The sequence below is a fragment of the Streptomyces sp. NPDC012827 genome (assembly GCF_042900905.1).
In the GTDB taxonomy this organism is placed as follows: domain Bacteria; phylum Actinomycetota; class Actinomycetes; order Streptomycetales; family Streptomycetaceae; genus Streptomyces; species Streptomyces gulbargensis.
Genome location: NZ_JBIBBY010000008.1, coordinates 149,877 through 160,935, shown reverse-complemented (window position 1 = coordinate 160,935; position 11,059 = coordinate 149,877). Strand labels below are relative to the sequence as shown.

General features: G+C 76.1%; 9 protein-coding genes. 5 read left to right on the top strand and 4 right to left on the bottom strand.

Going from position 1 to position 11,059, the window contains the following annotated elements; genetic code table 11:
• Entirely contained in the window at positions 1-1,170 is a 1,170-nt protein-coding gene (gene xylA, locus ACFY60_RS19355) for a xylose isomerase (RefSeq protein WP_388611964.1), read from the bottom strand.
• Between the two features lie 207 nt (positions 1,171-1,377).
• Here xylA and xylB point away from each other — a divergent pair, with 207 nt between their 5' ends.
• Together xylB and cpt are read left to right on the top strand one after the other, a co-directional pair.
• Positions 1,378-2,862 (top strand): xylulokinase, encoded by a 1,485-nt coding sequence (xylB, locus tag ACFY60_RS19350; RefSeq protein WP_388611963.1) that lies wholly within the window; start codon positions 1,378-1,380, stop codon positions 2,860-2,862.
• Between the two features lie 254 nt (positions 2,863-3,116).
• Positions 3,117-3,650, top strand: a complete 534-nt coding sequence (cpt, locus tag ACFY60_RS19345; protein ID WP_388611962.1) for a chloramphenicol phosphotransferase CPT — start codon at positions 3,117-3,119, stop codon at positions 3,648-3,650.
• Positions 3,651-3,776: 126 nt separating this feature from the next.
• Here the strand turns inward: cpt and ACFY60_RS19340 are convergent, their stop codons facing one another.
• Positions 3,777-5,135, bottom strand: a complete 1,359-nt coding sequence (locus ACFY60_RS19340; protein WP_388611961.1) for an erythromycin esterase family protein — start codon at positions 5,133-5,135, stop codon at positions 3,777-3,779.
• A 225-nt stretch (positions 5,136-5,360) separates the two neighbouring features.
• Here ACFY60_RS19340 and ACFY60_RS19335 point away from each other — a divergent pair, with 225 nt between their 5' ends.
• The 3 genes from ACFY60_RS19335 to ACFY60_RS19325 all read left to right on the top strand — a co-directional run bounded on the left by ACFY60_RS19335 (position 5,361) and on the right by ACFY60_RS19325 (position 8,660).
• The gene (locus ACFY60_RS19335; RefSeq protein ID WP_388611960.1) at positions 5,361-6,176 is read left to right on the top strand and encodes a S1 family peptidase; all 816 of its coding nucleotides are present in this window, start codon (positions 5,361-5,363) and stop codon (positions 6,174-6,176) included.
• 120 nt (positions 6,177-6,296) lie between these two features.
• On the top strand, positions 6,297-7,502 hold the full coding sequence (locus ACFY60_RS19330) for an ROK family protein (RefSeq protein ID WP_388611959.1): 1,206 nt from the start codon (positions 6,297-6,299) through the stop codon (positions 7,500-7,502).
• A gap of 282 nt (positions 7,503-7,784) precedes the next feature.
• Entirely contained in the window at positions 7,785-8,660 is an 876-nt protein-coding gene (locus ACFY60_RS19325) for an alpha/beta fold hydrolase (protein WP_388611958.1), read from the top strand.
• Between the two features lie 27 nt (positions 8,661-8,687).
• On the opposite strand, the gene ACFY60_RS19320 is transcribed toward ACFY60_RS19325, so the two are convergent.
• Together ACFY60_RS19320 and ACFY60_RS19315 are read right to left on the bottom strand one after the other, a co-directional pair.
• Positions 8,688-9,671, bottom strand: coding sequence for a M23 family metallopeptidase (locus tag ACFY60_RS19320; RefSeq protein WP_388611957.1), 984 nt, complete (start codon positions 9,669-9,671; stop codon positions 8,688-8,690).
• 57 nt (positions 9,672-9,728) lie between these two features.
• Complete coding sequence (locus tag ACFY60_RS19315; RefSeq protein WP_388611956.1) at positions 9,729-10,841, bottom strand: SPFH domain-containing protein; 1,113 nt, start codon at positions 10,839-10,841, stop codon at positions 9,729-9,731.
• Between the last annotated feature and the right edge of the window lie 218 nt (positions 10,842-11,059).

Genomic DNA, 11,059 nt, shown 5'->3' with positions numbered 1-11,059 from the left:
TCAGGCGACGCCGAGCAGGTGCTCCAGGGCCAGCTGGTCGAGGTGCTCGAAGGCCATGGAACGCGCGGCCGCCGCTTCCACGTCGAAGGTCTCGTACGCGGTCGGGTCCGCGAGCAGCGCGGCCAGACCGTCGGCGGCGGTGGGCACGGCCAGCTCCGGCAGCCGGGACGCGGCCAGCGCCGCCACGACCCGCGGGTCGGCGCGGAAGGCGGCGGCGCGCTCCTTGAGGATCAGGTAGTTCCGCATGCAGTTCTTCGCGGACTCCCACACCCCGTCGGTCCCGTCGGTCCGCACCGGCTTGAAGTCGAAGTGGCGGGGGCCGGTGTAACCGGCGTCCTCCAGGAGGTCGACGAGCCAGAAGGCCTGGCGCAGATCACCGGCGCCGAAGCGGAAGTCCTGGTCGTACTTGATGCCCGACTGGCCGTTCAGGTCGATGTGGAACAGTTTGCCCGCCCACAGCGCCTGCGCGATGCCGTGCGGGAAGTTCAGCCCGGCCATCTGCTCGTGCCCGGTCTCCGGGTTGACCCCGACCAGCTCCGGCCGCTCCAGCCGCTCGATGAAGGCCAGCGCGTGCCCGACGGTGGGCAGCAGGATGTCACCGCGCGGCTCGTTCGGCTTGGGCTCGATCGCGAACCGCAGGTCGTACCCCTGCTCGGTGACGTGCTGGCCGAGCAGGTCGAACGCCTCCTTCATCCGGTCCAGCGCCACCCGCACGTCCTTGGCCGCGCCCGACTCCGCGCCCTCGCGGCCGCCCCACGCCACGTACACCGTCGCGCCGAGCTCCACGGCCAGGTCGATGTTGCGGATCGTCTTGCGCAGCGCGAAGCGGCGCACGTCCCGGTCGTTCGCCGTGAAGGCGCCGTCCTTGAAGACGGGATGCGTGAAGAGGTTGGTGGTGGCCATGGGGACCTTGAGGCCCGTGCGGTCCAGCGCGGCCCGGAAGCGCTTGACGGCCGTGGCGCGTTCGGTGTCCGTGGCGCCGAAGGGGATGAGGTCGTCGTCATGGAAGGTGACGCCGTACGCGCCGAGGGCGGCCAGCCGCTCGACCGTCTCGACCGGGTCCAGGGCGGGGCGGGTGGCGTCCCCGAAGGGATCGCGGCCCTGCCAGCCGACGGTCCACAGGCCGAAGGTGAATCGGTCCTCGGGGGTGGGGGAGAAACGCTCCGGCATGGTGTGTCCTCTGCGAAGTCGTCAGGGGCGCCGGGTACTGGCGGCCCGATTTGTTTTCTGCGATAACTAATCCGGTCACCAGTCCTACCCCACGCGGTGCCCCCGGCGCCAGACCCGGCGCCCGACCGGCGGCAGGCCACCCGGACGCCGCACCGGACCGCACACCACCGACCCGGGCCCGACGAAGAGAAGAGATGAGGTGAGAGCGTGTCCCCGAGCCGCTCCGTCGTGATCGGCGTGGACAGCTCCACGCAGTCCACCAAGGCCGCCGCCGTCGACGCCGGCACCGGCGAGCTCCTCGCCCTCGCCCGGGCGCCGCACACCGTCACCGGCAGCGGCGGCGCCCGCGAGACGGACCCCGAGGAGTGGTGGACCGCCCTCGGCACGGCGGTCCGCGCGGCGGTACGGGACGCCGGCGTCCCCGCCTCCGCGGTCACCGGCCTGGCCGTGGCCGGACAGCAGCACGGCCTCGTCGTCCTCGGTCCCGGCGGCCGGCCCGCCCGGCCCGCCCTCCTGTGGAACGACACCCGCTCCGCACCGCAGGCCGCCGCCCTGGCCACCCGCCTCGGCGGCCCGGCCGCCTGGCAGGCCAGGACCGGCTCCGTCCCCGTCGCCTCCATGACCGCCGCCAAGTGGCAGTGGCTCCGCGCACACGAGCCCGCCGTCGCCGAGGCCGCCACCGGCGTCCGCCTCCCGCACGACCACCTCACCGAACGCCTCACCGGCACGGCACTCACCGACCCAGGCGACGCCTCCGGAACCTGCTGGTACCGCACCGACGACCGCGCCTACGACCCCGCGATCCTCGACCTCCTCGGCCTGGACCGGGCCCTGCTGCCCGCCGTCGCCCCGACCGGCGCCACGCCCGCCGGCACCCTCACCCCGGCCGCCGCCGAAGCCCTCGGCCTGCCCCGGACCGTCGTGGTCGCCGCCGGCACCGGCGACAACATGGCCGCGGCCGTCGGCCTCGGCCTCGGCGGCGCCGGCCTGCTCGACCACCCCGTCGTGAGCCTCGGCACCTCCGGCACCGTCTTCGCCGCCACCCGGAGCCGTCCCGCGGGCCCCGACCCCGCGCTCGCCGGATTCGCCGCCGCCGACGGGACGTACCTCCCGCTCGCCTGCACCCTCAACTGCACGCTCGCGGTCGACCGGTTCGCCACCCTCCTCGGTCTCGACCGCGAGGACGCCCGCCCCGGCGGCGGCGCGGTCGTCCTCCCGTACCTCGACGGCGAGCGCACCCCCGACCTGCCCCACGCCTCCGGGCTCGTCACCGGCCTCCGCCACACCACGGACCCGCGAGCGATCCTCGGCGCCGCCTACGAGGGAGCCGTCTTCACGGTGCTCCGCGCCCTCGACGGCCTCCTCGCCGCCTGCGGCCTCGACCCGGCCGACCCGGCGGTACGCGACCGCCCCCTGCGCCTGATCGGCGGCGGCGCCCGCGGCCGTGCCTGGACCGAGACCGTCCGCCGCCTCTCCGGCCGCCCGCTCGTCGTCCCGGCGGCGGGTGAACTCGTCGCCCTCGGCGCCGCAGCCCTGGCCGCCGCCGCGGCCACCGGCGAGGACCCGGTGGCCCTGGCGGGCGCCTGGGGCACGGGCGCGGGCGAACCGCTGCCGCCCGTGGCGCGGGACGAGGAGACCTGGGACCGCGTGGCGGGGGTCCTGGAGGCGGCGAGCGGAGGGCTGCTGGGGTGAGGCGGGGGCCTGGAGGGCGGCGGCCGTGAGGAAACGAGGTGCGGCCGTGGGGCCACCGCCCCGGACGGCTCCGGGGCCGACGGCCCGGGCGCTGTCGGCCCCCGGGGCCACGGCCCGGCCCGCCGGTGCGTCGCCGCGCGGGGGAGGGGAGTTGCCCACCGGCCGCGACGACGTGCCCCGCCTCATCGCCCCGCACCTCCCCCGGACCGGAAAACCGTTGGGTACGCCCTGGTCAAGGACCTTAGGGTGGCGCCGTGACGACCCAGGTGATCGTGTTGAACGGCGGCTCCAGCTCCGGTAAGTCCGGCCTCGTCCGGTGTCTCCAGGCGGTGCTGCCGGACCCCTGGCTGTCCGCGGCGATCGACGCCTTCGTCGACTCGCTCCCCGCTTCCCTGCGGCTGGGCGACGCGGGCATCGGGTTCGCCGACGACGGCGCCGTACACGTCGGGCCGGCGTTCCGGGAGCTGGAGGCGGCCTGGCGGGAGGGGGTCGCGGCGATGGCCCGGGCCGGCGCCCGGGTCGTCGTGGACGACGTCTTCCTCGGCGGGACCGAGTCGCAGGAACGGTGGCGCACCGCCCTCGCCGGCCTGGACGTCCTGTGGGTCGGCGTCCGCTGCGCCGGTGAGGTCGCCGCCGCCCGCGAGATCGCGCGCGGCGACCGGCCCGAGGGCATGGCTGCCGCGCAGGCGGAGTCGGTCCACCGGGGCGTCGTGTACGACCTGGAGGTCGACACCACGCACAGCGAGTCCCTGGACTGCGCGCGGACCATCGCCGCCCACCTGCGCTGACACTCCGTCGACTGGTGCGCCGTCACCTTCCGCCCTGCCCGCGGGCGTCGGCCGGCTCGGGGCGCCGGCGCCCTCCCGGTTCCCTGTCGTGACCGTCACCCCGGCCCGGCGCTCGCCCCCTCGGGTTCAGAGCCTGTCGGCGGCCCGGACCCGGTGGAGGTGCACGAGGACGTCGTAGGCCCGGCCGATCGCGAGGGTGGGCAGCGGGTCGGAGGTGAACGTCGAACCGGCGTCGTGGACCGGCCGGGGCCGGTCGAGCCAGGCCCGGGCCGCGGCGGGCGCCGCCCGCAGGTCCAGGTAGAAGTCCCGGTTCCCGACCCGGTCCAGGGTGTGCTCGTGCATGCCGGGGCGCGCCGCCGGAACGGTGACCGGCTTCCAGTCGCCGTCGAGGCTGGTGTCCTTGGTGAGGAAGGATCCGCCGGCGAAGGTGAAACCGATCGCCGCGTAGTCACGGCCCAGGCGGTCGCGCAGCACGGCGCCCTGGGTGCGCGGGTACAGATCGGGACGGGTGGACAGGTGGCCGACGTGCCCGTTGTGGGCGGACAACAGCATTCTGTGACCGGTCCGGCCCTGCCACCACAGCACGTTGTCGGCCATGGCCTCGTCGCGCAGGCGCTCCGCGGCCGTGACCGAGGCCGGGTCCGCGAGGTCCACGGTGGCGAAGGCGAAGGTCTGCGCGATGTTCCGGGCGTGCTGCACGGTCCACGCGTAGTCGTCATCCCCGGCCTCCTGGTGCCCGGCGACCAGGTCGAAGGCCTCCTGGGCCCGCGCGGCGTCCTCCTGACGTTCCGGGAGCGGCTTGCGCAGGTGGGCGAAGATGTCGTCGAAGGGGCGCAGCCCCGCGTACAGCTCCGTGAGCCGGGGCAGGGCCTCCGGCCTGACCGTACCGACGGACCGCTGGACCCGCTCGAACATGTGGTCGCCGAGTTCCGGTGCCCCGAGGTCGTCGCCCATGAAGTGGACCGGGCGGTCGGGACGGCGGCCGTTGTGGTCGCGCATCCAGCCGATCAGACGGACGAACTCCTCGCGTGCCCAGGGCGATCCGGCCAGCGTCTCCCGGGCGATCCGCCGCGCGTCGCCCGGCCCGCCCTGGAGGTACGCGTCGATCCTGAGCCCCGCCGACCAGCTCATCTCCAGGGCGAAGGTGGTGAAGCCGCGTTCCTCCACGAGGTACTGGAAGACCCGGTGCTTCATGGCGAAGAACTCGTGCGAACCGTGCGTCGCCTCGCCGAGGCCCACCACCCGCGCGCCCGCGACCATGGCGCCCAGTGCCCGCAGGTCCGCCGTCGTACCGCCCGGCTCCGTGGAGCGCAGCGGGTGCGCGGCCCGCTCCAGGGAGCGGACGACGCCCGCGGGGGACGCGCCGGGTACGAGGCGTGGCGACGAGGCGGCGGCAGCCACCGGGGCGGCCGCCGCCGAGGCGGCGAGCGCCGCCGTGAGGGTGAGCAGCCCTCGCCGGCCGATCGGCTTCCTGTACCCGTCCATGGTCATCACTCCTCGTGTGCGGCGGCTCCGCGAGCCGATGCAGTGATCTTGATGTGCCACGGCGGGGGACCGCAGTGAGGCCCCCCGCCGTCCTGGCCCGGGGGCCTGCCCCCGCGATCGGCGGGGGAGCGTCCCCGCCGTCCCCGGGTGCCGGCCGGATGGCGGGGCCGGCACCGGAGCGAACAGGGTGGAACCCCCGAGAGGTACGACGAGAGGGAACCCTGGATGTTCAGCATGAAGGCGGTCCGCCGCCGGGCGGCCCGCACGGCCACGGTCGGCGCACTCGCGGTGGCGGTGTGCGCCACGCTGCCGACCGGCGGCGCCGGAGCCGTCGTCAACGGGACCGAGCCGACGGAGCACTACCCGTTCATGGCGGTGATCCCGGAGTCGGCGCCCGAGCACGGGGTGCACGACGGCAACTGCGGAGCCTCGCTGATCGCTCCGCGGTGGGTGCTGACGGCGGCCCACTGCGTGCGGGGCGACGGTCTTCGACTGGACGGCGTCGTCCGGGTCGGCAGCACCGCCCGGAAGTCCGGGGGGACCGTCCGGGCCATCGATCGGACCTTCGTCCACCCCGGCTACCGGAACGGTGAGGGGAAGGCCGCCAACAGCGACGACATCGCCCTGGTCCGCCTGGACCGCCCGGTCCCCGAGAAGCCCGTCCCGATCGCGGAACGGGCCGGACGGCCCGGCACCCCGACCCGCATCCTGGGCTTCGGCACCACCTCCGACACCGAACTGGTCTTTCCGCAGCGGCTGCGGGAGCTGTCGACGCGCCGCGGCGCCGACACCGAATGCGCCCCCGGATACGCCGACCGGACCCGGCTGTGCACGGTCAGCCGCGTGCCCGCGGCCATGGCCTGCTTCGGGGACTCCGGCGGCCCGCAGCTCCAGAAAGGCCGGCACGGGCGGTGGGAGCTCGTCGGGGTGACCTCGGGTCCGGGCGCCCCTGGTGTCCCGTGCTCGGCCGGACCGGGCCTCTACACCAGCGCGCCGGCGTACGCGGCCTGGATCCGGCGGACCGTCAGGGACCACTCCTGATCCCGGGGGCGACGGCGGAGCCTCCCCGGGCGCCTGCGTGGTGAGCCGTGGCGGCGGGGCCGGCGTCCGCACTCCCGGGGTTTCAGGACCGGACGAGCAGGACCTAGGCTCACGCTCACCATGAACCAGCCCACGGAACCCAAGGCCGACACGTCGGGAGTGCGCCGCCACAATCTCAGTCTCGTCCTGCGGACCGTCCACGAGGCGGGCGAGACCACGCGGGCGGCGGTCGCCGCCCGCGTGGGCCTCACCCGGCCCGCCGTCTCCTCGCTGGTCGAGCAGCTGCTCGACCTCGGCTTCCTGGTCGAGTCCGGCAAGACGTTCAGCGGCCAGGCGGGGCGCCCGGGCACCGTCCTCAAACCGGCCGGCACCGGCCCCGCGGGACTCGGCGTCGAGATCAACGTCGACTACGTGACCGTGTGCGTCGTCGATCTCACCGGCGCCGACCGCGTCCGCCGCACCGAACGGCTGGACAACCGGACGGCCGGACCCGGCGAGGTCCTCGCGCGGGCCGCCCGCGTCGCCGCCGACGCACTCGGCGCGGCGGCCGGCCACCGCCTCGCCCCGGCGGGCGCCGGCCTCGCCCTCCCCGGCCTCGTCTCCGGCGGAACCGTACGCCAGGCCCCCAACCTCGGCTGGCACGAGGTCGACGCGGAGGCCCTCTTCGCCGCGGCGCTCACGTCGCTCCGCCCGGAGACCGCCGGTCTGGCGGTGACCTCCGACAACGAGGCCAACATGGCGGCGCTCGCCGAGCTCCGCTTCGGCGACCTCGGTGACCTGCGTACCTTCGTGCACCTGACCGGGGAGATCGGCGTCGGCGGCGCGATCGTCGTCCACGGCGAACTCCTGCGCGGAGCCCACGGCTTCGCCGGCGAGGTCGGCCATCTGGTCGTGGACGCGGACGGTCCGCGCTGCCGCTGCGGATCGCGCGGCTGCCTGGAGCAGTACGCGGGCCAGGCGGCGCTCCTGCGGGCGGCGGGCGTCCCGGACGTCGACGCCCTCGCCGACCGCGCCGCCGCCGCCGACCCCGGGACCCTCGCCGCCCTCACCGAGGCGGGCCGCATGCTCGGCCGGGCCCTCTCGGGCGTCGTCAACCTCCTCGATCCGGAGGCGGTCGTCCTGGGCGGCATCTACCCCCGCCTGCTGCCCTGGCTCGCCCCCGCCGTGTCGGAGGAACTCTCCGCCCGCGTCGTCTCCGGCCTCTGGTCCCCCGACGCCCGCCGCCTCCGCCCCGCCTCCACGACCACCGACGCCTCCCGGGGCGCCGCCTCCCTCGTCCTCCACGACGTCCTCACGGACCCCCTCGCCTACGCCCGCCCCGCCTGACCCGGGAGGCCGGCCGGCCCGCCGCCCGCACAGTGGGCGGAACGGTCGGAGCCACCGGCCGGTTCCGCCCGGCTCCGCCGTGAACCCCGCGAGCACCAGGAGCCGCCGCCCGTTCCCGCGTCCCCGGAGCACCGCGCCCCGCCTGAGACGGGGATCACGCCCCGACGGGGCTGCCCGTGCGGCCGGTGCCCCTTACGGTGGCGCCCACCGGGCCCCGGCAGGCCCGGCGGCCGGCGGGGAGACCGCCCGTCGCAGCGCACACGCAGGCAGTCGGGAGCCGTCATGTTCACCTACACGTCACAGGACGGCGTGGTCCTCCACGTGCACACCTGGCTCCCGGCCGGTCCACCGCGCGGCATCGTGCAGATCGCGCACGGGATGGGCGAGCACGCCGGCCGTTACGCCCCGCTCGCCGGACACCTCGTCGGGCGCGGCTACGCCGTCTACGCCGCCGACCACCGGGGCCACGGCCGCTCCGCGCACGCCGCGCTCGGGCACCTGGGCGAGGACGGCTGGAACCTGCTGGTCGCGGACATGGCCGCGCTCACCCGGATCGCCCGCGAGCGCCACCCCGGCGCCCCGGTGGTCCTCCTCGGGCACAGCATGGGGTCCTTCGCCGCCCAGCAGTACCTGCTCGACCATCCCGGGCTCGTCGACGGCGTCGCCCTGTCCGGCACGACGGCCGTGGACCGCCTCCTCGCCGGTCTCGCGGAGGCCGCCCGGAAGGCCGCCGAGGCGGAGGGCGGCGCGCGCGGCGGCGCCTTCGACGCCTTCAACGCCGGCTTCACGCCCCGGCGTACGCCTGCGGACTGGCTCAGCCGCGACGAGCGGCAGGTCGACGCCTACCTCGCCGATCCGCTGTGCGGCTTCACGGTCGACGCCCGCGGCATGGCCGACATGGGCGCCGCCGCCGCACGGCTCGCCGTCCCCGCCGGCATCCCGGCCGGGCTGCCGCTCCACGTCCTCGCCGGCGACCGCGATCCCCTCAACGCCGGTCTCACCCTCACCGATCTGCTGGTCTCCCGCTACCGTGCGGCCGGCCTGACCGACGTCACGTACCGCGCCTACCCCGGGGCACGCCACGAGGTGCTCAACGAGACCAACCGCGACGAGGTGGTCGCCGACCTCACCGCCTGGATCGAGCGCGTGACGGGCTGAGCGGCCCTGTGGACCGTCCCGCCGCCGTCAGACCGGTACGCCGTGCCTGCGCAGATACGCCAGGGGGTCCACGTCCGAGCCGAAGCGCGGGCCGGTCCGCACCTCGAAGTGCAGATGAGGACCCGTCACCCGTCCCGTCGCCCCCGACCGCGCGACGCGCTGCCCGCCGGCGACGTACTGCCCGGCGGAGACGTCGATACGGGAGAGGTGGGCGTACTGCGTCCAGTGGCCGTCCGGGTGGCGGATCACCACCTGGTAGCCGTACGCGCCGCCGTACCCGGCCGTCACCACACGCCCCGGCCCCACCGCCAGGACCGGCGTGCCCGAGGGCACCGCGAAGTCCTGCCCCGTGTGGTACCCCTTCGACCACGCCCCGGGCCGCCCGTAGGAGGCGGTGAGGACGTACGACGCGACCGGCGCCGACCGTCCACGGCCCTGCCCGGCCCCCGGCGGAGACACCGGCGCCCCCGGCTTCCGCCGGTGTCCCGGCCGCGGTTCCGGCTCCGGACGGGCCCCGGGGCCTCCCACGGAAAGGCCGGTCCGCCGTTCGTACGTGTCCCGGTGCGCGGTCCAGTACCAGTGGCCGCGCGACCGGTACCAGTAGACGCGGTCCCGCGCGTCCCAGCCCGCTCGGCCCCGGAAGACCGGCTCACCGGGACGGTCCGCGCCGGTCGTGCGCGCGGGTCTCCCGGACGCGGCCGCGCCCGTCCGCCGGAGGTACGTGGCGTGGTGGCCGGTCCAGCGCCACGCACCGGCCTCGTCGCGGAACCAGTACCGGGAGCCGTCCCGGCCGGCGTGCGCCGGGGCGGGTTCGGCGGCCGCGGTGCCGGCGCAGGCGCCCGCGAGAGCCACCGCCCCGGCGGCCACGACGACGGCGCGGCGCACCCCGCGCAGGCCGCCACCGGTCCCGTACCGGCTCCCCGGCGCACCGGGCCCCCGGCCGGGCACGGCCGCGCAGCCCGGACACGCGCAGCCGGCGGGTATCTCCTCGGTGAACACGGGAACGTCCATGGTCCTCGTCACTCCTTCTCGGTCTTCATCGGTCTGCGTCGCCCCACCCCGGCCCGTTCACTTCTCGGGCTGTCCGGGCAGGGCTCCCCGCCGGGTGCAGAAGGCCACGGTCAGGTCCTTCACCAGGGCCTGGCGTTCGAAGTCGTCGAGTTCGACCAGCCCGCGGGCGGTCAGCCGCGTCACCGTGTCGTCCACAGCGTCGATCACGCCGGTGAGGACCAGGTCGCGGTGTTTCGCGTCGAGCGCGGCGATCTGCCGCCGCCGCATCGCGGCCGCCACCTCGGGCGCGTACTCGACGCGGACCGGCTGCGCGGAGAAGACGGCGATCCCGACCGGTCGGCACTCGGCGGCGAGCAGGCGGGTCAGCGCGTCGCCGACGGCCTCCGTGTCCCGCAGGGACGGCGCGTCGCCCCGGAAGGCGTCCGCGGGCAGGCGGGACAGCACGCGCGCGGTGGCCGCCTCCACCTGCTCCCGCAGATAGGTGAGGTGGTCGTCCACGGCGAACATCGCGCGGGCCGTGTCCCGTACCGACCACACCACGAGGACCACCGCCCGCAGCGCCGAACCCTCGGCGTCCACCACCGCGATCGGCTCGCTGCGCCAGTGCCGCAGCCGCACGTCGATCCGGCGCCGGAGGACGAACGGGCTCATCCAGAGCAGACCGGTACGGCGCACGCTGCCCCGGTAGCGGCCGAACAGGGAGAGCACCCAGGCGGAACCGGTCCGCCCCCGGGTCAGACCGCCGAGGGCGACCACGGCGACGGCCGCGCAGCCGGCCGGTGCGGCCCACTCCCACGGCGCCGTGCGGCCGCCCGGCGGAGGGCCCGCCCGCCACAGGAGGAACGCCGCGCCGGCGAGGGCGGCCAGGGCGGCGAGAAGGGCCGCCCAGCCGGGCAGGGACCGGCCCGGACGCTCGCTCAGGTCCGGATCGGAGGGCGGCGGGCGGCGGGGCAGGCCCGCGGGGAGGACGGCCGGAGCCGTCGTCCGGGGCAGGGACGCGGTGGCGCCCGCACGGTGGCCACCGCTCGTGCCGTCGCTGTGCGTTCCGACCGTCGCCCGCGCGCGGACCGTGCCGTCACCGGGGTCCGCACGGAACAGGTCGTCCATCGGTATGCCGTCCGGGTGCGGGCGCACCCGCACGGGCAGGGGCCGCTTCTGTCTCTCGGTCATGAGGGCCCTTCCGGCCGTCCGGAAGGTGACGGCACGTCGGATGATCTTCGAAGGCCATCGTCACAGCCGCGCGTGTCCGCGATGCCGCGACGGAAGTCCTGAATGCCCGGGTCTTTGGTCCCCCCGGCCCCGCGGGGCCCGCCCTCCCGTACCCGGGCGACAGCTCCGCGGCCGCGGGCTCGCCGGCCGCCCGTTGTCAGTGGCTCCCCTTAGCGTTC

Bases quoted from the DNA above. Each gene is read 5' to 3' on its own strand.
- xylA (WP_388611964.1), bottom strand. From the start codon at position 1,170: ATGCCGGAGCGTTTCTCCCCCACCCCCGAGGACCGATTCACCTTCGGC.
- ACFY60_RS19340 (WP_388611961.1), bottom strand. From the start codon at position 5,135: ATGGACGGGTACAGGAAGCCGATCGGCCGGCGAGGGCTGCTCACCCTC.
- ACFY60_RS19335 (WP_388611960.1), top strand. From the start codon at position 5,361: ATGTTCAGCATGAAGGCGGTCCGCCGCCGGGCGGCCCGCACGGCCACG.
- ACFY60_RS19330 (WP_388611959.1), top strand. From the start codon at position 6,297: ATGAACCAGCCCACGGAACCCAAGGCCGACACGTCGGGAGTGCGCCGC.
- ACFY60_RS19325 (WP_388611958.1), top strand. From the start codon at position 7,785: ATGTTCACCTACACGTCACAGGACGGCGTGGTCCTCCACGTGCACACC.
- ACFY60_RS19320 (WP_388611957.1), bottom strand. From the start codon at position 9,671: ATGGACGTTCCCGTGTTCACCGAGGAGATACCCGCCGGCTGCGCGTGT.
- ACFY60_RS19315 (WP_388611956.1), bottom strand. From the start codon at position 10,841: ATGACCGAGAGACAGAAGCGGCCCCTGCCCGTGCGGGTGCGCCCGCAC.